The 24520-nt window shown below is 70.2% G+C and carries 25 protein-coding genes; 17 read left to right on the top strand and 8 right to left on the bottom strand.

What is annotated here, in order from left to right; genetic code table 11:
- Positions 1-5: 5 nt before the first annotated feature.
- Both F8566_RS50895 and F8566_RS50890 read left to right on the top strand, forming a co-directional pair.
- Positions 6-578, top strand: a complete 573-nt coding sequence (locus F8566_RS50895) for a hypothetical protein (RefSeq protein ID WP_225992859.1) — start codon at positions 6-8, stop codon at positions 576-578.
- A 1-nt stretch (position 579) separates the two neighbouring features.
- On the top strand, positions 580-1389 hold the full coding sequence (locus F8566_RS50890) for a hypothetical protein (protein WP_225992858.1): 810 nt from the start codon (positions 580-582) through the stop codon (positions 1387-1389).
- A gap of 132 nt (positions 1390-1521) precedes the next feature.
- On the opposite strand, the gene F8566_RS49645 is transcribed toward F8566_RS50890, so the two are convergent.
- Together F8566_RS49645 and F8566_RS04095 are read right to left on the bottom strand one after the other, a co-directional pair.
- Entirely contained in the window at positions 1522-1665 is a 144-nt protein-coding gene (locus F8566_RS49645; protein ID WP_192809549.1) for a hypothetical protein, read from the bottom strand.
- Positions 1649-1948: a hypothetical protein gene (locus F8566_RS04095; protein WP_151558180.1), complete on the bottom strand. Its 300-nt coding sequence runs from the start codon at positions 1946-1948 to the stop codon at positions 1649-1651. The genes F8566_RS49645 and F8566_RS04095 overlap by 17 nt, the downstream gene beginning before the upstream one ends.
- A 179-nt stretch (positions 1949-2127) precedes the next feature.
- Between F8566_RS04095 and F8566_RS04090 the strand changes: the two genes are divergently transcribed.
- The 4 genes from F8566_RS04090 to F8566_RS04075 all read left to right on the top strand — a co-directional run bounded on the left by F8566_RS04090 (position 2128) and on the right by F8566_RS04075 (position 5190).
- A complete protein-coding gene (locus tag F8566_RS04090; RefSeq protein ID WP_151558178.1) occupies positions 2128-2940 on the top strand; it encodes a helix-turn-helix domain-containing protein in 813 nt (270 codons plus the stop codon).
- Positions 2937-3137, top strand: coding sequence for a DUF397 domain-containing protein (locus tag F8566_RS04085; protein ID WP_225992857.1), 201 nt, complete (start codon positions 2937-2939; stop codon positions 3135-3137). Before F8566_RS04090 ends, F8566_RS04085 begins: the two co-directional genes overlap by 4 nt.
- 171 nt (positions 3138-3308) lie before the next feature.
- The gene (locus F8566_RS04080; RefSeq protein WP_151558176.1) at positions 3309-3896 is read left to right on the top strand and encodes a Uma2 family endonuclease; all 588 of its coding nucleotides are present in this window, start codon (positions 3309-3311) and stop codon (positions 3894-3896) included.
- Positions 3897-4059: 163 nt separating this feature from the next.
- On the top strand, positions 4060-5190 hold the full coding sequence (locus F8566_RS04075) for a S1 family peptidase (protein ID WP_151558174.1): 1131 nt from the start codon (positions 4060-4062) through the stop codon (positions 5188-5190).
- Positions 5191-5226: 36 nt separating this feature from the next.
- Here F8566_RS04075 and F8566_RS04070 read toward each other — a convergent pair whose 3' ends face one another.
- On the bottom strand, positions 5227-5895 hold the full coding sequence (locus F8566_RS04070) for a response regulator (RefSeq protein ID WP_151558172.1): 669 nt from the start codon (positions 5893-5895) through the stop codon (positions 5227-5229).
- A complete protein-coding gene (locus tag F8566_RS04065) occupies positions 5892-7481 on the bottom strand; it encodes a sensor histidine kinase (RefSeq protein WP_151558170.1) in 1590 nt (529 codons plus the stop codon). Before F8566_RS04065 ends, F8566_RS04070 begins: the two co-directional genes overlap by 4 nt.
- Positions 7482-7580: 99 nt before the next feature.
- Between F8566_RS04065 and F8566_RS04060 the strand changes: the two genes are divergently transcribed.
- The 4 genes from F8566_RS04060 to F8566_RS04045 are packed head-to-tail and all read left to right on the top strand — an operon-like array spanning position 7581 to position 11699.
- A complete protein-coding gene (locus F8566_RS04060; protein ID WP_151558168.1) occupies positions 7581-8579 on the top strand; it encodes a Bug family tripartite tricarboxylate transporter substrate binding protein in 999 nt (332 codons plus the stop codon).
- Positions 8579-9112 carry a tripartite tricarboxylate transporter TctB family protein gene (locus F8566_RS04055; RefSeq protein WP_151558166.1) on the top strand — a complete coding sequence of 178 codons (534 nt, stop codon included), beginning with the start codon at positions 8579-8581 and terminating at the stop codon, positions 9110-9112. Before F8566_RS04060 ends, F8566_RS04055 begins: the two co-directional genes overlap by 1 nt.
- Positions 9112-10599, top strand: a complete 1488-nt coding sequence (locus F8566_RS04050) for a tripartite tricarboxylate transporter permease (RefSeq protein ID WP_151558164.1) — start codon at positions 9112-9114, stop codon at positions 10597-10599. The genes F8566_RS04055 and F8566_RS04050 overlap by 1 nt, the downstream gene beginning before the upstream one ends.
- The gene (locus F8566_RS04045; protein ID WP_151558162.1) at positions 10596-11699 is read left to right on the top strand and encodes a DUF475 domain-containing protein; all 1104 of its coding nucleotides are present in this window, start codon (positions 10596-10598) and stop codon (positions 11697-11699) included. Before F8566_RS04050 ends, F8566_RS04045 begins: the two co-directional genes overlap by 4 nt.
- Before the next feature lie 59 nt (positions 11700-11758).
- On the opposite strand, the gene F8566_RS04040 is transcribed toward F8566_RS04045, so the two are convergent.
- Complete coding sequence (locus F8566_RS04040) at positions 11759-12568, bottom strand: crotonase/enoyl-CoA hydratase family protein (protein ID WP_151558993.1); 810 nt, start codon at positions 12566-12568, stop codon at positions 11759-11761.
- Positions 12569-12732: 164 nt separating this feature from the next.
- Between F8566_RS04040 and F8566_RS04035 the strand changes: the two genes are divergently transcribed.
- From F8566_RS04035 to F8566_RS04005, 7 genes are all read left to right on the top strand, one after another.
- Complete coding sequence (locus F8566_RS04035; protein WP_151558160.1) at positions 12733-14298, top strand: acyl-CoA synthetase; 1566 nt, start codon at positions 12733-12735, stop codon at positions 14296-14298.
- A 16-nt stretch (positions 14299-14314) separates the two neighbouring features.
- Entirely contained in the window at positions 14315-15262 is a 948-nt protein-coding gene (locus tag F8566_RS04030; protein ID WP_151558157.1) for a Zn-ribbon domain-containing OB-fold protein, read from the top strand.
- Positions 15259-16299, top strand: coding sequence for a thiolase domain-containing protein (locus F8566_RS04025; RefSeq protein ID WP_151558155.1), 1041 nt, complete (start codon positions 15259-15261; stop codon positions 16297-16299). Before F8566_RS04030 ends, F8566_RS04025 begins: the two co-directional genes overlap by 4 nt.
- Positions 16292-17449, top strand: coding sequence for a thiolase domain-containing protein (locus F8566_RS04020; protein WP_151558153.1), 1158 nt, complete (start codon positions 16292-16294; stop codon positions 17447-17449). Before F8566_RS04025 ends, F8566_RS04020 begins: the two co-directional genes overlap by 8 nt.
- Before the next feature lie 19 nt (positions 17450-17468).
- On the top strand, positions 17469-19040 hold the full coding sequence (locus F8566_RS04015) for an acyl-CoA synthetase (protein ID WP_151558151.1): 1572 nt from the start codon (positions 17469-17471) through the stop codon (positions 19038-19040).
- A gap of 61 nt (positions 19041-19101) precedes the next feature.
- Complete coding sequence (locus tag F8566_RS04010; RefSeq protein WP_225992856.1) at positions 19102-19572, top strand: MarR family winged helix-turn-helix transcriptional regulator; 471 nt, start codon at positions 19102-19104, stop codon at positions 19570-19572.
- A 50-nt stretch (positions 19573-19622) separates the two neighbouring features.
- A complete protein-coding gene (locus F8566_RS04005) occupies positions 19623-21185 on the top strand; it encodes a serine/threonine-protein kinase (protein WP_151558149.1) in 1563 nt (520 codons plus the stop codon).
- Here the strand turns inward: F8566_RS04005 and F8566_RS04000 are convergent.
- The 3 genes from F8566_RS04000 to F8566_RS03990 are packed head-to-tail and all read right to left on the bottom strand — an operon-like array spanning position 21182 to position 24503.
- Entirely contained in the window at positions 21182-21769 is a 588-nt protein-coding gene (locus tag F8566_RS04000) for a TetR/AcrR family transcriptional regulator (protein ID WP_151558147.1), read from the bottom strand. The genes F8566_RS04005 and F8566_RS04000 overlap by 4 nt on opposite strands.
- 5 nt (positions 21770-21774) lie before the next feature.
- A complete protein-coding gene (locus F8566_RS03995) occupies positions 21775-23850 on the bottom strand; it encodes a YhgE/Pip domain-containing protein (protein ID WP_151558145.1) in 2076 nt (691 codons plus the stop codon).
- Positions 23847-24503 carry an ABC transporter ATP-binding protein gene (locus F8566_RS03990; protein WP_225992855.1) on the bottom strand — a complete coding sequence of 219 codons (657 nt, stop codon included), beginning with the start codon at positions 24501-24503 and terminating at the stop codon, positions 23847-23849. The genes F8566_RS03995 and F8566_RS03990 overlap by 4 nt, the downstream gene beginning before the upstream one ends.
- Between the last annotated feature and the right edge of the window lie 17 nt (positions 24504-24520).

Below are 24520 nucleotides of genomic sequence, written 5' to 3'. Positions count from 1 at the left end.
AGAGGGTGCTGCGGCTGGTGGGCGAGCACATGGGGCGTCTGGCCTCGGGTGATCTGGCGCGTAGGTGCCGGGACGGTCTGGAACACTCCACCGGCACTTGGGCGGCTCGCAAGCGGGACCTGACGGCCGGGTCGTCGTCGCGGTGGGCCGGTTCGGTCACCTCCAACACCCACGATCAGTGGGGCCTGTCGCGCCGCGCGCAGGTCGCGCACCTGCGCTCGCTGGAGGCCGGTATCGGCATGGTCCGGTACCGGCTGTCGCTGACGGTCGGTGCGAAGGGGAGCCGGGGCAGGCCGGGCGGGTACCGGTCGCGGCAGGAGTGGTTCGTCAAGTCCCGGCGGCTGGCGATCCTGGAAACTGAGTACGAGCGGGTCCGTGCCGAACGTGACGCGGGCCGGGTGTCGGTGGTGCGGGGCGGGCGCCGGTTGCTCAAGCAGCGCCACAACCTGGCCGCCGCCCACAAGAGCCCAGGAGAGGTGGCGGGCGGAGTGGGAGGCGGCGCGGTGGTTCCTGACCGCCGATGGCGAGTCCGGCAAAAGGTTCGGCAACGAGACGATCCGCCTCACCCCCGACGGTGAGGTGTCGATCAAACTCCCCGCGCCGCTGGCCGAGCTGGCCAATGCCCGGCACGGCCGGTACGTGCTGGCCGCCCGCGTGGCCTTCGCGCACCGGGGTGAGGAGTGGCGCGACCGCATCAGCGTGAACCGGGCGGTGGCCTACCGCATCCACCTGGACGTGGCTCGGGGCCGCTGGTACCTGGATGCCTCCTGGACCCGCAAGAACCTGCCCGTCGTCCCGTTGGAGGCGCTGCGGGCCGGGGGTGTGGTCGGTGTGGACACCAACGCCGACCACCTGGCCGCCTGGCGGCTGGACAACCACGGCAACCCGGTCGGCGCGCCGCGCCGCTTCGACTACGACCTCACCGGCCCCGCCACCCACCGCGACGCCCAGCTCCGCCACGCCCTCACCCGCCTCCTGAACTGGGCCACCGCGACCGGCGCGCGGGCCATCGCGGTCGAGGACCTGGACTTCACCGACTCCACCACCCGCGAGAAGCACGGCCGCCGCAAGAAGTTTCGCAATCTGATCTCCGGGATCCCTACCGGCAAACTCCGCGCGCGGCTGCTGAGCATGTGCGCCGAGACCGGGATCGGCGTCATCGCCGTCGACCCCGCCTACACCTCCAAATGGGGCGCGCAGCATTGGCAGGCCCCGCTCTCCACACCACGACGCCCCGTCAGCCGCCACCAGGCCGCGAGCGTGGCGATCGGACGACGCGCCCTCGGGCACCCGATCCGGCGACGGACGACACCGCCCCCACACCACCAGACAGAGCGATGGTGTCGGGCATCGGACCGTCCAGGCCGCACCGGGCACCCGAAGGCGTGAGGGAAACCGCCCTCCGCCGCTTGGACCACGGACACGATCCGATGACGCCGGGCACAGAGCGAACGCGGTGGACCAGAACGCCCAACACCGTTCGGGGCGTTCGGCTGAGCACACGCAACTCATGCTCAGTCCTTAGGAACGGTCGTGCAGGAACGCCCACCCGTGCGGCCCGAAGCGAGCACGGAACCTGTGCAGGATGGTCGCGGCGTTCGACAGCCCTTCGTCCACGGCCGGGAGGTTGTACGCGCCTGTGCGCGGATCACGCGGCTCGTTCATGACCTGGCCCCCGCAACATCTCGACGATCTTGTCTGCGACGGCCTCCGGCTCGGTCACCTCGCCCAGGCGCCTGCACCCGTTGGTGCAGAACACCAGCCGTCCGGCGCCCTTGGGCTGGTGGCAGAACACCAGCACGCACCGCATCGACCAGCCCGCCGACGCGGTCAGGCCGGGGAACGCGGTGACAAGGTCAAGTTCGGCCTTCACCTTCCGGACCCGGAGCGATTCGGCCAGGGCCCTGACGCGCTGTTCGACCTGGGTGTGCCTGGCGGTGTTGATCACGACTCGCCTCCACGTACTGCCAGGCCTCGCAGCACGGCCTGCGCGGCCATCTGTTCTTCCGGCCTCTTAGTGATGCCGCCGTCACTTTTTGTGAACACGGCTCAAGCCTTGCCCCGCGGCCCTAGAGTCCGGAAGAACGTGAGCGTCTACAGACCCGCTGTATCCATCAGGAGTCGCCGATGGAGCACGAAGAGCGCAACTTCGACCCGAAAGCGAGCTGTGCCGCCGCGTACGTGCAGCGCATGCGCCGCTACCGGGAACGCGACGGCCTGAGCCAGGCAGAGGTCGGCCCGGCCTGCACCGTGTCGCCCAAGACGATCTCCGCGATCGAGAACCTCCGACGCCTGCCGACTCTCGACGTGAGTGCCAAGCTCGACCGCCTGTACGAGGTCGAGTACTTCGAGGAGCAGTACTGGCACGTCATCCGCGAGGCCGGATGGTCGCTGACCTTCCAGAACTACTCCGAGCAGGAGGCCCAAGCCGACTCGATCCGGGTCTACGACCCACTGCACCTTCCCGGGCTGTTCCAGGACGAGCGGTACGCCCGGCATCTGCTGCGGCCGGGGCAACGGCCGGAGACGCTGGACCAGGCCGTCGCCGCTCGGATGGGCCGCCAGGACATCCTGCAGCGCGAGGAACCACCGTTCATCACGGCGTTGATCAGGGAAGCGGTGCTGCGTGATCCGGTCGGCGGCCCCGAGGTGATGCGCGAGCAACTCGCCTGCCTGCTCAAGATGGCCCAGGAGCCCCGCAACACCGTGCAGATCATCCCCAGTGGCGCCCCCGTCTACGTGTCCAGCGGCTTCACCATCCTCGGCTTCGCGGAGGGCAACGATGTCGCCTTCGTGGAGGCCGCCATGGGCTTGGGACAGGTAGTCGCGCGACCCACCGACGTGCATCGCCTGGCGGTAGGCTTCGACATGATCGGGGGTGAGGCACTCCCGGTCGGCGAGTCTGAGATGCTGATCAAATCCATCATGGAGGCGCTGTGAACCGCCCCATCCCCCACTGGCGCAAGTCAAGCTACTCAGGCGGGGAGTCCAGTAGCACCTGCGTCGAGGTCGCCGCGCTGGACCCGGTGATCGGCCTCCGCGACTCCAAGGACCCCGACGGCCCCCACCTGCACGTCACCCGCCCCGCCTTCGCCGCCCTCCTCACCCAGATCAAGTCCGATCGGCACGGGGCCTGAGTCGGCGATTTCTCCTTCGCAGTGCGTAGCTGGGCGCTACGGCCATCACCCGGTGTGTCCGTACGACCACCGAGAGGTGCCTTCGATGTCGGCTTCCACTGGACGCGCGGCCCACTCCATGCCCCCGCTTCGGTCCCTATGCTGAAGAGGCATCCGGAGAAGGGGGATGGCATGGCCACCCACACGCATGCGCCAGAGTGTGCTGACGAGCAGGCTCTTCTCGATGGTTTCCACAAGCTCCACACGCCGGAGGGCTACCGTGCGGAGTTCATCGAAGGAGAGATCGTCGTGTCGCCGCCCCCCTTCGGAAAACATGAGAAGATCTTCTCCCGTATCACCAGGCAGGTCATCCAGAAGGCCGCGGTCGAAATGGACGTGTCCGGGGTCAAGGGCCTGGAACTGGCGCGGGGAAATCACTGCACGAAAAACTACGTGATTCCGGACGGCGTCTTCGCTCCCCTTGAGTTGGACCTGTTTGAAGTCGGGCCCTCCTGGATGCCTTCGGCCGGTGTCGCGATGGTGCTGGAAATAACCTCGTCCAACCCGGATAGGGATCGCGGCGTCAAGCGACACTGTTATGCCAAAGCGGGCATCCCCCTGTATCTGCTGGTCGATCGGGCTGATCAGCAGACCACGCTGTTCAGCGAGCCTGACGTGGGCAGGGAGGACTACCAGGCGGACGTGCGCTTTCCTTTCGGTAAGCCGCTGCTCCTGCCCGCCCCCTTTGACTTCTCGCTGGACACCTCTGACTTCAGTTGACCGGCCCATCGCCCCCGTCGGTCGCTCCTCGCCCCGTATGGCCCACGCCGCAGTTTGGCCGGTGTCACCTGCGGCCAAGCCGACCTGCCTGACATCGTGAACCTTCTCGTCCACGAGCGCCGTATCTGTCTGGTGTAGATCGATCCCAGAGTCTGGAGAGCTCATGAGGAACGCCACCAGGCAAGGACGTCTGCGGACCGTGGCCCTGGCCGGCGCCGCGGTTGCAGGGGCCACCGGCGTCGTGGCCGGTTCGCTGTACGCGGTGAACGGCGGCGAACTGCCGGGCCGGTCTGCGAAGAACGCCTCACTGGCGGGCGACACCACGAGAGCACGCACGAATCAGCCGTCCCCGAACGACGCCGCGACCACGGCCGCCAGGGCGGCCCGGCAGCTCGGCGCGCGTACGCTGGGCGCCTATCTCGACGCCTCGGGCCGCCCGGTCGTCACGGTCACCAGCGCTGCGGACGCCGCCATGGTCCGCGCGGCGGGGGCGACGCCCACGATGTCCACCCGCAGCCCGAGCACGCTGAGAGGGATCACCAACACACTGCGGCGCACGATGACCGTCCCGGGCACCGGCTGGACCGTCGATCCCGCCACGAGTCGAGTGGTGATGTGGACGGACGGGACGGTCACCGGGACGCGACTGGCCGCCGTCCGCCGGACGGCTCGGCAAATGGGTCCGGCCGTGCAGATGGTTCGCATACCAGGGCGGCTCAGCACGTTCGCGCTCGGCGGCGACGCCATCTTCGGGCAGGGCTCGCGTTGTTCGCTGGGCTTCAACGTGCGCCGCGGCCAGGAGAGCTTCTTCCTGACCGCCGGGCACTGCGGCAACGCCGTACGCAACTGGACCGCTGACCGGCAGGGAGGCCGGCCGCTCGGCACGACGGTGGCCAGCAGCTTCCCCGGGGACGACTTCGCGCTCGTCCGATCCGAGGAGGGCGCCGCCGGAGAGGGCGAGGTCAACCTGTTCAACGGGCAGAGCCGGGACATCACCCGGGCCGGTGAGGCCGTCGTCGGCCAGAACGTCGTCCGCAGCGGCAGCACCACCGGGGTCAGCACCGGCCGGGTCACCGCGGTCAACGCCACGGTGAACTTCCCGGAGGGAACGGTCACGGGCATGATCCAGACCACCGTGTGCGCGGAGCCCGGCGACAGCGGTGGACCGCTGTTCAGCGGCACCACCGCGCTGGGGCTGACCTCCGGCGGCGCGGGCAACTGCCGGTCCGGCGGCATCACCTTCTTCCAGCCGGTCACCGAGCCGCTCCAGAGGTTCGGCGTCGACGTCTTCTAGAGGTAGGCGGTGCTAGGGCGTGTCTCGAGACACGCCCTAGGAGATCCACTGGAACAGGCGCTCGGGGCGGCCGGTGCCGTACTTGAGAGTCACCCGGGCGAGGCCTGCGGCCCCGAAGTACTCGAGGTAGCGGCGGGTGCTCACGCGGGAGATCCCGACCACGGACGCGCATTCGGCGGCCGACATGGGTGCATCTGCGGCGATCAGGGCGCGCTTGACCAGTTCGGCGGTCTCGGCGCTCATGCCCTTGGGGAGGGGCGGGGCGCCCGGGGAGGCGCCGCGGTGGAGGATGCGGTCGATGTCGGCCTGGCCGCTGACCACCAGGTTGCCCAGTTCCGCGCGTTCGGCGGCGTAGCGTTCCAGGCGGACCTGGAGGTCCTTGAAGTCGAAGGGCTTGAGGAGGTAGTTCACCGCGCCTTGGCGGGCGGCGGCGCGGACGGAATCGGTCTCGCGCGTGGCGCTGATGACGAGGAAGTCGCAGTCGTGGCCGGCGGCACGCAGGCGGGTGACGACGTCCAGGCCGAAGATGTCCGGGAGGTAGAGGTCAAGGAGCACCAGGTCGGGCGACAGGGATGCGACCGCCTCGATGGCCTCCCGGCCGGTGTGGGCGGTGCCGACGACGCGGAAGCCGTCGATCCGCTCGACGAAGCCACGGTTGATGCGCGCGACCATGAAGTCGTCGTCGACGACCAGGACGTCGATCATGGGGTGGTCTCCAGTGCTCCGACGGACAGGTGGGCGGTGAAGACGGAGCCGTCGACGGAGATCTCGCCGCCGTGCCGGTGGCAGATGAGCTGCGTCAGGGCCAGGCCGATGCCGCGCTCGCCGCTGCGGGCCGCCTTGGTGGTGAAGCCGCGGGCGAAGACCTCCGAGGCCAGCTCGGGGGCGACGCCGGGGCCGGAGTCCCGGACGACGATCTCGACGGCGGACGCGTCGTGGCGGAGCTCGACCTCCACCCAGGCGTCCTCGTGGCCGGCGGCGGCGTCGACGGCGTTGTCGACGAGGTTCCCGATCACGGTGGCCAGGTCCGCCGAATCCTGCGGGGGGAGCTTGTCCAGCGACGTCGGGTCCGAGATGCGCAGCTCCACCTTCCGTTCGGCGGCCAAGGACGACTTGGCCATGAGCAGGGCGGCGATCGCGGTGTCGCGGACCTTGGCGTTCAGCCTGGTGTCGAGCGACTCCCGGTGCTTCTGGAGGGCGCGGACGTAGGGCACGACCGCGTCGTGGTCGCCCACCTGGATCAGCCCGGAGATCACATGGAGCTGGTTGGCGAACTCGTGGGCCTGGGCGCGCAGGAGTTCGGTGGAGCCGCGGAACGACCCGAGCTCCCGTTCGAGCTGGGCCAGCTCGGTCCGGTCGCGGAGGGTGGTGACCGAGCCGAGCGCACGGCCGCCCTGTACCACGGCCATCCGGTTGAGGACCAGGACCCGGCCCTCCCGGATGACGATCTCGTCCCGTGCGTCGCTCACCCCGGTCAGCACCTCGACGAGCCGGCTCTCCAGCCCGAAGTCGGCCAGGGCGTGGCCGAGGCAGTCGGGGGGCAGGCCGAGCAACCGGCGTCCCACGTCGTTGACCAGGGTGATCCGGTACCGCGGGTCCAGTGCGATCACGCCCTCGGCGATGCCGTGGAGCAGGGCCTCCCGGTGCTCGGCCAGACCGGTGATCTCGCGTGGTTCCAGCCCCAGGGTCTGCCGCTTGATCCGGCGGGCCACCAGCAGGGAGCCGAACAGGCCGAGCGCGCTGGCGATCCCGACGTAGAGTGGCAGGTAGTGGGTCGCCCCGACCAGCCTGTCCCAGGACGTCGGCGCCGCGACCCCGATCGCCACGGTGCCGAGGCGCTTCCCGCGGTTGTCGTCCCGGTCCCCCAGCACCGGGATCTGGGCCGTCAGCTCGCGCGATCCGTTCAGGGTGAGGTAGCCGGACCAGCTGCGGTCGGGCACGCCCCCGAGGGGGAGCCGCGTGCCGGCCAGCGTCGGATCGGTGGAGCTGAGGACGACCCCCCGGGCGTTCGCGACCGTCACCGAGGTGACGCCGGTGTTCAGCCGGGTCGACTGCACGAGCGTGGCGAGCACCGTGCTGGGGAACCCCTCCGCGAGCTGGGCGCGGACCAGCGGGTTCCACGCGAACTGCTCGGCGAGCGCGTTCACCCGGCGGTCCTCGACCCGGTCGAACGTGGCGGAGGACTGGGCGAGGGAGATGGCCCCGACGGCCACGAGCACGACGACCACGATCGCGAGCTGCAGCGCGAACAGCTCGCCCGCAAGCGTCCGGGGGCGGAGTCTGACGACCATTAGTTACACAATCTCCGCAGGTCACAGAAGGCTATGTGGCGCCCGCCACACTACACATACTCGGTGCTCCCACCCCAAAAGAGTCGAAGGGACCCGACGATGGGAATTCACCTCACCGTCCGGCTCGGCGCGCTGGCCGCCGCTGCGATGCTCACGCTCGGCGCCTGCGGCGCGACCGCAGGCAAGGACGACACCAAGGCCGGCGGCACCCTCACCGGGCTGCGGATCATGGTGCCGAACACGCCCGGCGGCGGCTACGACACCACCGCCCGGACGGCCGCCAAGGTCATGGGCGACACCAAGATCGCCAACACGGTCCAGGTGTTCAACCTGCCGGGTGCGGGCGGCACCGTCGGCCTGCAGCGCACGGTCAACGAGAAGGGCAACGGCAAGCTCGCCATGCAGATGGGCCTCGGCGTCGTGGGCGCGTCCTACACCGCCAAGTCGAAGGCCCGGCTGACCGAGACCACGCCGCTCGCCAAGATGATCGAGGAGGCCGGCGCGATCGTCGTGCCCAAGGACTCTCCCTACAAGACCATCGGCGACCTCATCGCGGCCTGGAAGAAGAACCCGAAGAAGGTGGCCGTCGGCGGCGGTTCCTCACCCGGCGGGCCGGACCACCTGCTGCCCATGCAGCTGGCCAAGACCGTCGGCATCGACCCCAAGCAGGTCAACTACGTCTCCTACGACGGCGGCGGCGAGCTCCTGCCGGCGCTGCTCGGCAACAAGATCGCGTTCGGTGCCAGCGGCTTCGGTGAGTTCCTCGACCAGGTCGAGGCCGGCCAGATCCGGGTGCTGGCGGTGACCAGCGCCTCGCCGATCGCCGTCCTCAAGGACGTCCCGACGCTCAAGGCCTCCGGTGTCGACCTGGTCTTCACCAACTGGCGCGGCATGGTGGCCCCGCCCGGGATCAGCTCGGCCGACAAGCAGGCATGGATCGACGCGCTGACGCGGATGCACGACTCGAAGGAGTGGAAGGCCGAGCTGGCCAAGCGCGGCTGGACCGACTCGTTCGTCACCGGCGATCAGTTCGGGTCGTTCCTCACCCAGCAGGACCAGTCCGTCGCCGACATCCTCAAGCAGCTGGGGCTGGCCTGATGGACACCGACACCATGGTCACCGAGAAGACGGCGCCCACCGAACGCCCCGGGACCGACCGGGCGCAGTACGGGGTCTGCGCCTTCCTCGCGGGGCTCGGCCTCCTGGTGATCGTGGACGCGACCGGCATCCCGAACACCGTGTCGTCCACCGATCTGCTGGGGCCCCGGCCCGTTCCGCTGCTCATCGGAGCCCTCCTGCTCGGCATCTCCGTCGTGTACGGGATCGACGTGGCGCGCGGTGGCCGCGGCGAGCCGGAGCACGGCGAGGACATCGACCTCGCGTCGCCGATCGACTGGCGGACGGTCCTGCTGCTCATCGGCGTCTTCGCCGCCAACGCGGTCCTCATCGAGCGGCTCGGCTGGGTCATCAGCGGGGGGCTGCTGTTCTGGGGCGCGGCGTTCGCGCTCGGCAGCCGCCGGTACGTGCTGACCGCGGCGGTCTCCGCGGCCCTCTCGCTGGGCACGTTCTACGCGTTCGCGATCGGGCTCGGCGTGAATCTGCCCGCCGGAGTGCTGCAGGGGATCCTGTGATGGGTGATCTCGGCAACCTGCTCGACGGCTTCGCCCACGTCGCCACCCCGACCAACCTGCTGATGGCCTTCCTGGGCGTGCTGATCGGCACCGCCGTGGGCGTGCTGCCCGGCATCGGCCCTGCGATGACCGTCGCGCTGCTCCTGCCGGTGACCTACGGGATGGGGCCGGTCCAGGCGTTCATCATGTTCGCGGGGATCTACTACGGCGGCATGTACGGAGGGTCGACCACCTCGATCCTGCTCAACACGCCGGGCGAGTCGTCCTCGGTCGTCACCGCGATCGAGGGCAACAAGATGGCCAAGGCCGGGCGGGCCGCGCAGGCGCTCGCCACTGCCGCGATCGGGTCGTTCGTGGCCGGGACGATCGCCACCGTTCTCCTGGTGGTCGTCACGCCGCTGGTGGTGCGGTTCGCGGTCAGCCTGGGCGCCCCCGACTATTTCGCGATCATGCTGCTGGCGTTCGTCGCGGTCTCCGCCGTGCTGGGCTCCTCGCGGCTGCGCGGCCTGGTGTCCCTGCTGGTCGGCCTGGTCATCGCACTGATCGGCATCGACGGGGTGTCCGGGCAGCAACGGCTGACTTTCGGCGTCCCGCAGCTGGCCGACGGGCTGGACGTCGTCGTCGTGGCCGTGGGGATCTTCGCCGTCGGTGAGGCGCTGTGGGTCGCGGCACATTTGCGGCGCAAGACCGGCGAGGTGATCCCGGTCGGGCGGGCCTGGATGGGCCGGGAGGACTGGCGGCGTTCCTGGCGGCCCTGGCTGCGCGGCACCGCCCTCGGCTTCCCGTTCGGCGCCGTCCCGGCGGGCGGCGCGGAGATCCCGACCTTCCTGTCGTACGCGACCGAGAAGAAGCTGGCCAAGCACCACGACGAGTTCGGGAACGGCGCGATCGAGGGCGTGGCCGGTCCGGAGGCCGCCAACAACGCCTCGGCGGCCGGCACCCTCGTGCCGATGCTCGCGATCGGCCTGCCGACCACGGCCGTCTCGGCGGTCATGCTGGCGGCCTTCGAGTCCCACGGGATCCAGCCGGGACCGCTGCTGTTCGATCGCCAGCCCGAGCTGGTCTGGACATTGATCGCCAGCCTGTTCGTCGGCAACCTCATGCTGCTCGCGCTCAACCTGCCGCTCGCACCGCTGTGGGCGAAGCTGCTGCGCGTTCCCCGCCCGTACCTGTACGCCGGGATCCTGTTCTTCGCCTCCATGGGGGCCTATGCCGTCAACTCCCAGCCGTTCGACCTGTTCATCCTTCTGGTCCTCGGACTCCTGGGGTTCGGCATGCGGCGGTTCGGGTTCCCGGTCCTGCCGCTCATCGTGGGCGTCATCCTCGGCCCGCGCGCCGAACTGCAGGGCAGGCGCGCGCTCCAGCTGTCCGGCGGCGACCTGTCGGGGCTGCTGGGCGGGCCGGTGTCCTACACCGTCTACGGCCTGATCGTCCTGCTCCTCGCCTGGCCCCTGATCAGGCTCGTCCTGCGGAAGGCGAACTCATGATCCTTCGTACGTTCGGCTGGTCGTTCGCCCTGACCGCGGCCGGTCTGGTCGCCGCCCTGGCCTACGGCGGGACGGCGGGGCTGGCGGTGGTGACCGTCCTGGTGGTGCTGGAGATCTCGCTGTCGTTCGACAACGCGGTCGTCAACGCCAAGGTGCTGGAACGCATGAGCCCGTTCTGGCAGAAGATCTTCCTGACCGTCGGCATCGCGATCGCCGTGTTCGGCATGCGGTTGCTGTTCCCGGTCGCGATCGTCGCGCTCACCACCGGGCTGGGGCCCGTCGAGGCGGTGCGCCTGGCGCTGAACGACCACGACGCCTACCAGGCGTCCATGGAGAGCGCCTACCCGATGATCGCGGCCTTCGGCGGCGTGTTCCTGCTGATGATCTTCCTGGACTGGCTGTTCGACGAGCGCGAGGAGCGCTGGCTGGCCCTGCTCGAGGCGCCGCTCGCCCGGTTCGGCAGGCTCGACCAGCTCTCGGTGATCATCGCGGGCACCGCGCTCGCGGGCGTCGCGGGGCTCTGGGCCCCCGAGGGAGAGCGGGCGTCCGTGCTGATCGCCGGAATGCTCGGACTCGTCGCCTACCTCCTGGTGAACGGGCTCGGAAATCTCTTCGACACCGCGGCCTCGGATTCGGCCTCGGATTCGGATTCGGCCCTGGCCTCAGGCTCGGATTCGGCCCAGGGCTCGGGCTCGGGCCCATCGAGGCCTGCCGTGGCCGTCGGCAAGGCCGCGTTCTTCCTCTTTCTCTACCTGGAGGTACTGGACGCGTCGTTCTCCTTCGACGGCGTGATCGGCGCGTTCGCGATCTCCACGGATCCGATCGTCATCGCCCTCGGCCTCGGCATCGGCGCGATCTACATCCGCTCGATCACGGTCTTCCTGATCCGCAAGGGCACCCTCCAGCGCTACGCCTACCTCGAACACGGCGCCCACTGGGCCATCGGGGCCCTCGCCGTCTGCATGCTGGTCGGCATCGTGTCCCATGTCCCAGAGTGGATCACCGGTGGCCTCGGCGCCGGCCTGATCATCCTCGCCTTCGCCACCTCCGTTCTCCGCAACCGCCGGGCCGAGCCCGAGCCCGCCCCGGTCACCGGCTGAACGCGCCGCCGCGCGGCCCCCGGGGCGGTCGAGGTATCACGTGCTCGTGAAGCGAGAGATCACTTGCCCTTGAAGACGGCCGGGCGCTTCTCCTTGAAGGCCTTCGAGCCCTCCTTGGCGTCCTCGGACCCGATGACGGGCCAGCCGATCTCGTCGGAGATCTTGAGGGCCTCCTCCTCGGAGAGGTGCTCGGTCTCGCGGTAGGTGCGGAGGATCGCCTGGACGGCGAGGGGCCCGCATTCGGCGATCTGGTCGGCCAGCTCGCGGGCGGCCTGGAGGGCGGTGCCGGTCGGGACGACCTTGTTGATGAGGCCCATGGTGAGGGCCTCCTGCGGTGTCACCGAGCGGGCGGTGAGGAGGATGTCCATCGCGGCTGCGTAGCCGATCTGGCGGGGGAGCCGGATCGCGGAGCCGCCCATGGGGAAGAGGCCGCGCTTCGCCTCGTACAGCCCGAGGGTGGCGTCCTCGGCGACCACGCGGAGATCGGTGCCGACCAGGAGCTCGGTGCCGCCGGCCACGGCGTAGCCCTCGATCGCACAGATGAGGGGCTTGGTCGGCCGGCCCTCGCGGAGCAGGCCCTTCCAGTGGAAGTTCGGGATCTGCTGCATGCGCTCCTGGACCTTGGGGTCGGAGGGCGGGGTGCCCATCGCCTTCAGGTCCGCGCCCGCGCAGAACTGGCCGTCCGCGCCGGTGAGGATGCCCACGCGGACCTCGGGGGTCTCGGACATGTAGGCCCAGGCGTCGGCGAGACCGACGAGCATGGCCGAGCTCAGCGCGTTGCGGGCCTCGGGGCGGTTCATCGTCGCGATGACGACGTGGCCGTCCTGCTCGACGGTGCAGTGCTCGGTGCTGATCGGCAGCCGTTCCAACGCGTCCTCCCAGGTAACCCGGCGATTCAAAACAAGAACAGATTCTAGTAGCGAGATCGGCGCGTCAACAGCTCTTGCCCCAGAAAACGAGAACGTGATCTACTTTGGCATCCCGGGGTGAGTGCGATGCTGCTCATCGACCGAGCGACGGGCGAGGAGAGCCGATGGGATCGTTGGGATTTTGGCGGCTGGCGCAGGCCGATCCGGAGTGGATCGCGGCCGTCGACCCGGATGGAACCGAGTACACCGCTGGTGACCTGCTGGCCCGCGCCAACCGGGTGGTGCACGGGCTGCGGGATCTCGGGCTGCGGAACGGCGACGGCTTCTGCGGCCTGGTGCCGAACGGCGTCGACGGACTGGTGCTGTATCTGGCCGCGTTGCAGGCGGGCTGGTACTACACGCCGATCAACTGGCATCTGACCGGCCCCGAGATCGGCTACATCGTGGCCGACAGCGAGGCCAAGGCGTTCTTCGTGCACGAGCGTTACGCCGAGGAGGGCGAGCGGGGTGCCGAGGAGTCGGGGATCGAGGCGCATCGAAGGTTCGCGTTCGGTGCCGTCAAGGGCTTCCGCCCGTTCGACGAGCTGGTCGGCGGGCAGCCGGACGCGCTGCCCGAGGACCGCAGCAACGGCGCGACCATGCACTACACGTCCGGCACCACCGGGCGGCCCAAGGGCGTCAGGCGCAAGCTCGCCGGGATCGACCCGGACGACAGCGCCGAGCTGATGACGTTCCTGCTGGGGATGTTCGGCATGACGCCCGGGCGTCCCGCCGGGAACGAACCGCAGGCGCATCTGGTGACCTCGCCGAACTACCACACCGCGGTGACCCAGTTCGGCGGCACGGCGCTGCAGATGGGCCACACGCTGGTGTACGTCGACAAGTGGGACGCCGAGGAGACCCTCCGGCTGATCGAGCGTTACAAGATCACCAACACCCATATGGTGCCGACGCACTTCAAGCGGCTGCTCGGCCTGCCTGACGAGGTCAGGAAGCGCTACGACGTGTCGTCCATGAAGTGGGCCATCCACGCGGCCGCGCCGTGCCCGGTCCCGATCAAGCAGCAGATGCTCGACTGGTGGGGCGACTGCATCTGGGAGTACTACGCGGCCACCGAGGGCGGCGGCACGATCGCCTCGCCGGAGGACTGGCGCGCCCACCCCGGCACGGTCGGCAAGGCCTGGCCGATCAGCGAACTGCTGATCGTGGACGACGACGGGCAGCCGGTGCCGACCGGCACGCCCGGGACGATCTACATGAAGATGGCCGGCACCACGTTCGAGTACAAGGGCGACAAGGACAAGACGGAGAAGAACCGGCTCGACGACCACTTCACGGTCGGCGACATCGGCTACCTCACCGAGGACGGCTTCCTCTTCCTGTCCGACCGCAAGGCCGACATGATCATCTCGGGCGGCGCCAACATCTACCCGGCCGAGATCGAGAACGAGATCACCATGCACCCCAAGGTCGCCGACGTTGCCGTGTTCGGCATTCCCGACGACGAGTGGGGCGAGCAGATCAAGGCCGTCGTCGAGCCCGCGCCGGGTGCCGAGCCGGGGCCGGAGCTGGCCGCCGAGATCCTCTCCTCACTGGAGGGCCGCCTGGCCAAGATGAAGTGGCCGCGGTCGATCGACTTCATCGAGACCATGCCGCGCGAGCCCAACGGCAAGCTCCTCAAGAGGAAGCTCCGCGACCCGTACTGGAAGGACCGCGAGAGTGCCATCTAAGCCCGACCAATCCACCGTGACCGACCTCCCGGCTGAGGCCCCGAACCACGTCCTGGAGTTTCCCGGCGGCTACACGCGGTCGGTCGGCCCGGTCATCGGCCGGTTCCTGAGCGAGCTGCGCGACGGGCGCCTGGTGGGCGTGCGCACGCAGGCCGGGAAGGTGCTCTTCCCTCCCCTGGAGTACGACCCGGACAGCGGCGAGGCCGTGACGGACGAGTACGTCGAGGTCGGGCCCGCGGGCACCGTCCAGAGCTGGTCGTGGGTGTCGCGGCCGCTGAAGGTGCACCCCCTCGACCGCCCGTTCGCCTGGGCGTTGATCCAGCCGGACGGCGCCGACACCGCGCTGCTGCACGCGCTGGACATGGGCGTGCTTGAGGAGGGCGCCGAGGCGCCGCGCTATCTCAAGACCGGCCTGCGCGTCAGGCCCAAGTTCCGCGGCCGGGGCAAGCGGGCCGGGTCGATCAACGACATCGAGTGCTTCGAGCCCGAGGTCACGATGATCAACGCGCCGTCGCGGCTGGAGTACGAGCTCCAGGGCGGCCGGGCGCTCGACCGGTTCCTGGAGGGCGTCTCCCAGGGCAAGCTCATCGGCCATCGGTGCGGTGTCTGCGGCCAGGTCATCGTGCCGATGAAGGGCCTGTGCCCGAAGGACGGCGTGCCCACCACCGAGGAGGTGGAGCTGCCCGACACCGGCACCGTCACCACGTTCGCGGTCAACAACCTGCCGGACCCGCGCGCCCCCGAGGTGCCGTTCGTCTCCGCCTACATCCTGCTCGACGGAGCGGGGCTCACCATGCTCGCCCTCGTGGCGGGCGTCCCGGCGGACCAGGTCCGGATGGGCATGCGGGTCAAGGCGGCCTGGAGACCCCGCGAGGAGTGGGGCAAGACCATGAGCAACATCAAGTGGTTCGAGCCGCTCGACGAGCCCGACGTCCCCTTCGACGCGATCAAGGACTACCTATGAGCAGAGATGTCGCGGTCGTCGCGTTCGTTCAGACCCGGCACACCGCCGAGGACACCGGCATGTCGGAGGTCGAGCTCCTCGCCCCGATCATCACCGAGATCAAGGAACGCACCGGGCTGAGGCGCTTCGGGTTCACCTGCTCGGGCTCATGCGACTACCTCGCCGGGGCGCCGTTCTCGTTCGTGTCGGCGCTCGACGCGGTCGGCGCCTGGCCGCCGATCTCCGAGTCGCACGTGGAGATGGACGCGGCCTGGGCGCTGTACGAGGCGTGGGTGAAGCTGCAGCACGGTGAGATCGACACCGCGCTGGTGTACGGCTTCGGCAAGCCGTCCCAGGGCACGCTGCGGGAGATCATGACCCAGCAGCTCGACCCGTACTACCTGGCGCCCCTCGGCGTCGACCAGGTCTCCCTCGCCGCCCTCCAGGCGCGCGCCTACCTGGAACGGTCGGGCGCCAAGGAGGACGACTTGCGCGCCGTCGCCGCCCGGTCCCGTGCGGCCGGCCGCGACAACCCGTTCGCTCTCCACCTCGACGATCCGGGTGACGCCGGCTACGACGTCGCCCCGCTCCGCCCGCACGACATCGCGGCGGACGCCGACGGCGCGGCGGCGATCGTGCTGGCCACCGGCGACAAGGCGCGCGAGCTGTGCGAACGGCCCGCATGGATCACCGGCATCGACCACCGCAGCGAGGCACACCTCCCCGGTGTACGCGACCTGGCCCGGTCGGACTCGGCCCGGATCGCGGGGGAGAAGGCGGGGGCCACCGGCATCGAGGTCGCCGAGCTGCACGCCCAGTTCACCCACGAGGAGCTGATCCTGCGGGAGGCGCTGGGCCTCGGCGACGACGTGACCGTCAATCCCTCCGGCGGCGCGCTCTCGGCCAACCCGGTCATGGCCACCGGCCTGATCCGCATCGGTGAGGCCGCGAGACGGATCCACGACGGCACGGCGTCCAAGGCCCTCGCCCACGCCGCATCCGGCCCGTGCCTCCAGCAGAACCTCGTCTGCGTCCTCTCGGGAGAGAACAATGGGTAACCCGTGCGCGATCATCGGCGTGGGTCAGACCGCGTACAAGACCAAGCGGCTTGACGTCTCGATGGCCGGGCTGGTCCGCGAGGCGGCGCAGCGCGCGCTCGACGACGCCGGGCTGACCTGGAACGACATCGACGCGGTGGTCATCGGCAAGGCGCCCGACCTCTTCGAGGGCGTCATGATGCCCGAGGCGTACCTCGCCGACGCGCTGGGGGCGCGCGGCAAGCCGATGATGCGCGTCCACACGGCCGGCTCGGTCGGCGGCTCCACCGCGAACGTCGCGGCGAGCCTCATCCAGAGCGGCGTGCACGACCGGGTCCTCACCGTGGCGTGGGAGAAGCAGTCGGAGTCCAACGCCACCTGGGCGCTCACCGTCAACACGCCCTACTCGACCTCGCTGGTCGTCGGGGCGGGCGGCTACTTCGCCCCGCACATCCGCGCGTACATGCGCCGCTCCGGAGCCCCCGACCACATCGGCACGCTCGTCGCGGTCAAGGACCGGGAGAACGCGCTGAAGAACCCGTACGCCCACCTCAAGATCCCGGGCATCTCGCGGGAGATGGTCGAGTCCACCCCGATGCTCTGGGAGCCGATCCGCTACCTGGAGACCTGCCCGTCGTCCGACGGCGCGTGCGCGATGGTGCTCGCCTCCGAGGACGCCGCGCGCAAGACCCCCAACAGGCCCGCCTGGGTGCACGGCACGTCGATGCGCTCGGAGCCGATCTTCTTCGCGGGCCGCGACACGGTGAACCCGCAGGGCGGCATGGACGCCGCGGCCGACGTCTACCGGCAGGCCGGCATCGCCGACCCGCGCCGCGAGCTCGACGTCGCCGAGACGTACGTGCCGTTCTCCTGGTATGAGCCGATGTGGCTGGAGAACCTCGGCTTCTGCGGTGAGGGCGAGGGCTGGAAGCTCACCGAGTCCGGCGCGACGGCGCTCGACGGCGACATTCCGTGGAACGCCTCGGGCGGCGTGCTCTCGTCCAACCCGATCGGCGCCTCCGGGATGATCCGGTTCGCCGAGGCGGCTCTCCAGGTCCGCGGCCTGGCCGGGGAACACCAGGTCGAGGGTGCCCGCCGGGCCCTCGGCCACGCGTACGGCGGCGGAGCCCAGTTCTTCGCCATGTGGATCGTCGGCAGCGACAAACCCTAACTCTCCCGGAGGAAGTCCGATGGAGTTCAACTACGCGGATCTGTTCGAAGGGGTCGCCGACGCGATCGGGGACCGCGTCGCGCTCGTCTGCGGCGACCGGCGGCTCACCTACGCCGACCTGGACGCCGAGGCCAACCGACTGGCCCATCACCTGGAAGGCGTCGGAGTGGAACGCGGGCAGCACGTCGCGATCCAGCTCTACAACGGGATCGAGTACGCGGTCGCGATCCTGGCCGCGTTGAAGATCCGGGCCGTTCCGATCAACGTCAACTATCGCTACGTCGAGTCCGAGTTGCTCTACCTCTACCGTGACTCCGACAGCGTCGCGCTGCTCTACGACGCCGAGTTCGACGAGCGGGTCGCGGCGACGGTCCCGCAGGTGCCGTCCATCCGGAACCTCATCTCGGTGAACGGCCCGTCCACGGTCCCCGGCGCCGTCCCGTACGAGGAGGCCATCGCCGCCCAGCCCGCCACGCGCGGCTTCCCGGCGCGGTCGGGCGACGACACCTACATCATCTACACCGGCGGGACGACCGGCATGCCCAAGGGCGTGATGTGGGGCATGGAGGACATGCTCTTCGCGTTCTGGAACCCCAGCTTCCCCCGCCCGGGCAAGCCGCAGGACGTGGTCGACCAGGCTGTGAACGCCGGGCCCATCACCATGATGCCGGTGGCGCCGCTGATGCACGGCGCTGCTCAGATGGCCACGTTCATCACATGGTGGATGGGCGGCACGATCGTCTACGTCCGCAAGTTCGACGCGGCGGAGGTGTGGCGGACGATCGAACGGGAGAAGGTCAACTCCCTCACGATCACCGGCGACGCCATGGCCATCCCCATGGTGGAGGAGCTGGAGCGGCCGGGCGCCTCGTACGACGTGTCCAGCCTCATCGCCTACGTCTCCACCGGCGCCATCCTCTCCGGCAGCGTCAGTGATCGCCTGGCTCGCGCGCTGCCCAACGTCATGATCCTGGACCGGTTCGGCTCCACCGAGTCCGGCTCGACGGCGCAGGCCGTCGCGGGCTCGACTCCCGAGAAGGGCCTGCGCTTCGCGCCGGATGTGGAGGACGTGACGGTCCTGGACGACGCGCTCAAGGTGGTCCAGCCCGGTTCCGGAGTCATGGGCCAGGTGGCCCGTTCCGGCTGGATCGCACGCGGCTACTACAACGACCCCGAGAAGACCGCCCGCACGTTCCCCGAGGTGGACGGCAAGCGCTGGCTCCTCACCGGCGACCTCGCCACCGTCGAGGAGGACGGCTCGATCGCCGTGTACGGCCGCGGCTCGCAGGCCATCAACACCGGCGGCGAGAAGGTCTTCCCCGAGGAGATCGAGGCGGTCCTCAAGGGCCATCCGGGCGTGTACGACGCCGTCGTCACGGGCATCCCCGACGAACGCTGGGGCAGCCGCGTGGCCGCCGTCATCCAGCCGCAGGGTGAGCCCCCGTCGCCCGACGACCTCGACGCCCACTGCCGCAAGGAGCTGTCGGGCTACAAGGTCCCGCGCACCTACGCCTTCGTCACCGAGATGAAGCGTTCCCCCGCCGGCAAGGCCGACTACCGCTGGGCCAAGCAAATAGCCGAGGAGGCCTGACCACCCGCCAGCAGCGCGCCTGCTAGGGTCTCTCGATATACGAGAGAATTGAGGTGGGTGCGTGTCGACCCCGGAACGGGCGCGGATCGAGCAGGAGCTGCAGCTGGCGATCCAGCGCAGCACCATGTGGACGGTGCTGCTGCACCACGCCACCGCGAGCAAGGCCGGCATGAACGTCACGGACGCGCAGTGCATCAACGCGCTGACGCTGGACGGGCCGCAGACGCCGGGCCAGCTCGCGCAGCTCATGGGCATCACGACCGGGGGAGCGATCACCGCCGTCATCGACCGGCTGGAGAAGGCCGGTTACGTCAAGCGCACCCGTGACGCCGACGACCGGCGGCGGGTCATCATCGAGCTCGTCCCGGAGAGCGCCGGGCGCTTCGCGCGGTACTTCGAGCCGATCGGGCGGGCCTTCGGCGAGAAGCTGGACGGCTTCACCGACGAGCAGCTGCGGTTCCTGCTGGACTACGTGCGCGACAACAACACGATGATGCCGGCGGTGATCGAGGAGGTCCGCAGGATGCCGTAGCGATCAACTAGGGTGCTGGAGATCCGGCATTCCAGGAGCACTACGGCATCATGAACATCCCCGGCTACGAGCTCGTCGAGACGCTGGGCGCGGGTGGATTCGGCACCGTCTACCGTGCCCGCCAGCTCTCCGTCCAGCGCGAGGTGGCGCTGAAGGTCGACAGCCGCCCGCTCGCGTCCGAGCGCGACCGGCGCCGCTTCATGCGCGAGGTCACCGCCGCCGGCCGGTTGTCCGGCCACCCGCACGTCGTCGCGGTGTACGACGCGGGCGTGCTCCCGGACGGCCGCCCGTACATGGTCCTGGAGCTCTGCCCGGGTGGCTCCCTGAACGACCGGCTCCAGGAACGCGGCCCCTTCCAGCCCGCCGAGGTGCGCGACATCGGGGTGAACATCGCCGACGCCCTGGCCGCGGCCCACGCGGCTGGGGTGCTCCACCGCGACGTCAAACCCGCCAACATCCTGGTCGACCAGTACGGCAACCCCGGGCTCGCCGACTTCGGGCTGGCCAGCATGCCCACGCCCGGCATGGAGTCCTCGGCCACCCGCGAGGCGCTGACACCCGCGTACGCGCCGCCCGAGGCGTTCCGGCTGGACGAGCCCTCCCCCGCGGGGGACGTCTACTCCCTCGCGGCCTCCTTGTACGCGCTGCTGTCCGGACGGCCGCCGCACTTCCCGCCCGACCGGCAGTTGAGCATCGCGGCGCTGATGGCGGCGCAGCAGCAGCCTGTTCCCGACCTCCCCGGCGTGCCCACCGCGCTGACCGCCGTGCTCCGGCAGGCGATGGCGTTCGACCGGAACGTCCGCACTCCCACCGCCGACGCCTTCCGGGACGCGCTGGCCGCCGTCGACATGCAGTCGCAGACGCCGTTGCGCACCATGCCGGCTCCGCCCGTTCCCATCGACGGGCACACGACCGAGCCGGCCATCCAGCCCGCGCCCGCCGGGCAGTCACGGGGATTGTCGCAGGGTCTCATCCTCGGGGCGGCGGCACTGGTGGGGGCGGGCATCCTGGGCGCGGGCGCGCTCGTCGCGTTCGCGCCGGACTCGGACTCACGAACGGGCTCGGACCCCAGCAAGACCGGCGCCGTTCAGCAGGGCGGCGGCAAGGACGGCGGGGCTGCGCCGGGGAAGGGCACCGGCAGCGGCAACGCAAATGCGGCGGCCGCCGCCGACAAGAAGCTCTACGGCGTGGAGACCGTGACCGCGAACTGCCCGGCCGCCCTCGTGCCCGGCGCCCGCGCCCGCTGTACGCGCACGGCGGAGTGCTGGGGCGGCGGTATCTGGGTGAACGGGTGGATTCTCTCCATGAGCCGGTTCGACTGCAAGGAGCCGCACGGCCGCCAGGTCTTCGCGATCGCCCTCATGCCGCCCGACGGCGAGACCGGCGACCGGGATCTCCTGGCCAGGAACCCGACCGTGCGGAAGGTCTGTTCCAAGAACATCCTGCGGCGGTCGCTGCAAGGCCGGGCGGCCAAATACCGGTCGTGGAAGTGGGACGTGAGAGTGATCCCGCCCTCGCAGAGCCGGTTCGAAAAGGGTGACCGCGTGTATCGCTGCGCGGGAGAGGTGCCCTACGGCAAGAAGCTCATCGGCGGCGTCTTCCGTCCTCGCTAGGCGCTGCCGGCTGACAGGCGGCCGCGCAGGAGGTCCATCAGGGTGGTGTGGACCTCGGTGAGCGGGCGGTCAGGCTGGAGCGCGCGCCAGTCGAGCGCGACCGTGATGACCATGCCGAAGACCGCCGTGGCGGCGATGCCGATGTCGAGGTCCTCCCGCAGCTCGCCGGCGCCCACGGCGGCCCGCAGCACGTCGGCGATCACGTCGATCGCCTGCTCACGGATGAGCCGCGCGGCGTGCCGCCAGTCACCGCCGCCCGACCGCCACGCCTCGGCGATCAGCAGCCGGGCGAACGACTCGTGCTCGCCGATGAACGCGAGCTCCGCGCCGACGACCGCCTCCAGCGCGTCCAGCGGTTTGCGCCCGCCGGCCGCCTCGCGCAGCGTGGTCGACAGCCGTTCGATGCCGTAGTCCAGCAGCTCCGTGAACAGTGCGGCCTTGCTGCCGAAGTTGTAGTAGACCGTGCCCTTGGCGACGCCCGCCTGCTCGGCGATCTGGTCGACCGTGGTGCCGGTGAAGCCCTGCGCGGCGATCAGCTCGATCGCCGCGGCGAACACCCTCTCGCGGGTCGCCGTCCTGCTCATGGGCCTCACAGCTTCAGTACGGGGTGCAGCCGCTTGATCGTCCACACACGGTTGTGCCGGACCGTCAGCGCCGTGAGCGCGAGCCCGCCCACCAGGAACGCCACCAGCACCGCACCACCCTGCCACACCGGTGCCAGGCCGCCGCCACTGATCAGGTGCCGGACGGCGGTGACCACCCACGGCATGGGCAGGAACGGCTGGATCGCTTGGAAGAACCCCGGGCTCGTCTCGATGGGATACGTACCCGCGGCGGACGTCAGCTGCAACATCAGCAGGGCGAGCGCGAGGATGCGCCCGACGGGCCCGAAGCGCGCGTTGACCCACTGGATCACGGCCAGGAACGCGGCCGACGCGAGCGACAGGAAGGCGATCAGCCCGAGCCAGTGCTCGGCCTCCAGCCCCAGGCCGAAGTGCAGCACCGCGAGCACGACCCCGGCCTGCGCGACCCCGATGGCGGCGGCGGGAAGCCAGCCGGCCAGCGCGACGCGCCAGCCGGGCGCGGTGCCGGCGAGGGCCCGCGGGTTCAGCGGGCGCAGCATCATGTAGATGACCATCCCGCCGACCCACAGCGCGAGCGGCATGAAGAACGGGGCGAAGCCGGTGCCGTAGTTCGGCACCTTGTTGTCGGTGGAGCTGGCCAGCCGGACCGGGCTGCTCATCATGTCCGCGCGGTCGTTCCGTTCGCCCTTGCCGTACGCGGGGACCTGCTTCGCGCCGTCCTTGAGCCCGTGGGCTAGTTCGCCGCTTCCCTCGGAGATCTGCAGCAGCGCGGTGTCGAGGGTGACGGCGCCTTCCGAGAGCTGCCCGAGCCCGCTGGTCAGCTTGGACGTTCCGGTGAACGCCTTGCCCGTGCCCGCGTCGATCCGGGCGGCACCAGAGGCGACCTGCCGCGCGCCGTCGTTCAGGCGGTCCACGTTCCGCCGCGCCGCCTCGACCTTGCCGGCGAGTGTGGGCGCGTTCGCTGCGACCTTGCGGGCCAGCCGTTCGGCCTTGCGCGCGTCGGCCGCGAGCTTCTTGAGGTCGGCGGTGTGCGCCTGGACGTAGCGGTCGACCTGGCGTGCCACCGACACGACCTGGTCGGCGGCCTGGGTCAGCCTGTGCCGGACGTTCGGCGGGATCTCCGGGTGCGCGTCGAGGTAGCGGTCGAGCTCGGCCTGCGCCGCCTCCGCGTCCCGCACGGCCTCTCTCGACTGGGCGGGCAGCGTCCCGGCGGCATCAGCGAGGCGGTCCGCCCCCTTCGCCACCAGCAGGGCGGCGGAACGGATCTGCGGAGCGTTCTCTCGTAGCAGCGGCACCACCGCGTCCGCTGCCTTGTCGACCGTCGCGGTCAACTGCCCCATGCCGGCGGACACCTGCCTGCTGCCGTCGGCGAGCTCTCCGGTGCCGTCGTGCAGTGTGCCGAGCCCGGAGGTGAGTTGTTCGCCCGCCGAGTGGGCCTTGCCGAGCCCACCTGCCAGCTTGCCCGCGCCGTCATGGGCCTTGCCGGAGCCATCCGCGAGCTGCCCCGCGCCGTCCGCGGCCTTGTCGAGCTCACCGTGCAGCTTGCCGAACGAGACGAAGATCTGGTCGAAGTAGCCACGCACGGCGTCGCTCCCGGCGGCCGTGCTGACCTCTTTGAACGCGGCCTGCGCGACGGTTCCGACCACGTAGTTGTTGGCGTCGTTCAGCTGCAGCTTCAAGGCCGCGGCCTGCGGCGCCCCCGAACCGCTCGGCGAGGCGATCCGCGAGCTGAAGTCGGACGGGATGGTGAGAGCCATGTAGTACTTGCCGGACCGGACGCCGTCCTCCGCCGCGTCCCGGCCGACCGTGTGCCAGTCGAAGACCTTGCGCTTCTTGAGCTCGTCGGCGAGGTCCGCGCCCGCGTGGACCGTCTTGCCGTCCGCCTTGGCCGGCTTGTCGTCGACGACGAGCGCGACCGGCACGTGGGAGAGGCGGGCGTAGGGATCCCAGAACGACCACAGGTAGAGGCCCGCGTACAGCAGAGGCAGGAGGACCAGCCCGGCCACGGCGATCCGGGTCAGCCGGTTACGCCTGAAGCGCCGCAGCTCCAGGACGCCTGACGTCAGCGCGGGAAGTCTCATCGGGAGGGCTCCAATTCGATGATCTGGGCGACGTCCTGGGCCGGGGCGGGGTCATGGCACGTCGCGACGACGGTCACGCCGGAGTCGGCGATGGCACGCAGCCGCCGCCACAGTGCCCGCTGTCTCTCCATCGGCAGTCCCTCGTCCACGTCGTCGAGGAGAAGGAGCTCGGGCTCACCGATCAGGGCCAGCGCGGCGCCGAGCAGCTGGGCTTCGTCGGGGGCGAGCTCCTGGGCGAGCATGCCGGGGTCGGCGTCCAGGCCGACGCGGTCAAGCGCCTTCCTGACGCGTGCGTTCCGCCCTCGCCATCTGCCCGGGATTCCCTCGTGCAGGCTGAGGGCCTCGCTGACGTGCTCCCGTACCGTCAGCGACGGGTCCAGCTCGGTGACCCCGGCCATCACGCCCAGGGCGGCGACGCGCTGGACGTCGCGCCCCAGCGACCGGCCGCCGACGGTGCCGGTGCCATCCGTAGGTTTCATCCGCCCGCCAAGGGCCAGCAAAAGGGCCGTGCGCCCGGAACCCGCGATGCCGCTCACCGCCGCCAGCGCCCCGGCCGGAACGGTCAGCCCCACATCGTGGAAGACCCATCCGCGAGGCCCGCGGAGCGAGAGCCCCTGCGCTTCGACCCGCGCCGCCGGCGCCCGGACCGCCATCGCCGTCATCTCCTTTT

The sequence above is a fragment of the Actinomadura rudentiformis genome (genome assembly GCF_008923185.1).
In the GTDB taxonomy this organism is placed as follows: Bacteria; Actinomycetota; Actinomycetes; order Streptosporangiales; family Streptosporangiaceae; genus Spirillospora; species Spirillospora rudentiformis.
This window is presented reverse-complemented; position numbering and strand designations above follow the sequence as displayed.

Coding starts and splice junctions, on each gene's coding strand:
- F8566_RS49645 (WP_192809549.1), bottom strand. CDS start 1,665: ATGAACGAGCCGCGTGATCCGCGCACAGGCGCGTACAACCTCCCGGCC.
- F8566_RS04090 (WP_151558178.1), top strand. CDS start 2,128: ATGGAGCACGAAGAGCGCAACTTCGACCCGAAAGCGAGCTGTGCCGCC.
- F8566_RS04080 (WP_151558176.1), top strand. CDS start 3,309: ATGGCCACCCACACGCATGCGCCAGAGTGTGCTGACGAGCAGGCTCTT.
- F8566_RS04075 (WP_151558174.1), top strand. CDS start 4,060: ATGAGGAACGCCACCAGGCAAGGACGTCTGCGGACCGTGGCCCTGGCC.
- F8566_RS04070 (WP_151558172.1), bottom strand. CDS start 5,895: ATGATCGACGTCCTGGTCGTCGACGACGACTTCATGGTCGCGCGCATC.
- F8566_RS04065 (WP_151558170.1), bottom strand. CDS start 7,481: ATGGTCGTCAGACTCCGCCCCCGGACGCTTGCGGGCGAGCTGTTCGCG.
- F8566_RS04060 (WP_151558168.1), top strand. CDS start 7,581: ATGGGAATTCACCTCACCGTCCGGCTCGGCGCGCTGGCCGCCGCTGCG.
- F8566_RS04055 (WP_151558166.1), top strand. CDS start 8,579: ATGGACACCGACACCATGGTCACCGAGAAGACGGCGCCCACCGAACGC.
- F8566_RS04050 (WP_151558164.1), top strand. CDS start 9,112: ATGGGTGATCTCGGCAACCTGCTCGACGGCTTCGCCCACGTCGCCACC.
- F8566_RS04045 (WP_151558162.1), top strand. CDS start 10,596: ATGATCCTTCGTACGTTCGGCTGGTCGTTCGCCCTGACCGCGGCCGGT.
- F8566_RS04035 (WP_151558160.1), top strand. CDS start 12,733: ATGGGATCGTTGGGATTTTGGCGGCTGGCGCAGGCCGATCCGGAGTGG.
- F8566_RS04025 (WP_151558155.1), top strand. CDS start 15,259: ATGAGCAGAGATGTCGCGGTCGTCGCGTTCGTTCAGACCCGGCACACC.
- F8566_RS04020 (WP_151558153.1), top strand. CDS start 16,292: ATGGGTAACCCGTGCGCGATCATCGGCGTGGGTCAGACCGCGTACAAG.
- F8566_RS04015 (WP_151558151.1), top strand. CDS start 17,469: ATGGAGTTCAACTACGCGGATCTGTTCGAAGGGGTCGCCGACGCGATC.
- F8566_RS04005 (WP_151558149.1), top strand. CDS start 19,623: ATGAACATCCCCGGCTACGAGCTCGTCGAGACGCTGGGCGCGGGTGGA.
- F8566_RS04000 (WP_151558147.1), bottom strand. CDS start 21,769: ATGAGCAGGACGGCGACCCGCGAGAGGGTGTTCGCCGCGGCGATCGAG.
- F8566_RS03995 (WP_151558145.1), bottom strand. CDS start 23,850: ATGAGACTTCCCGCGCTGACGTCAGGCGTCCTGGAGCTGCGGCGCTTC.
- F8566_RS03990 (WP_225992855.1), bottom strand. CDS start 24,503: ATGGCGGTCCGGGCGCCGGCGGCGCGGGTCGAAGCGCAGGGGCTCTCG.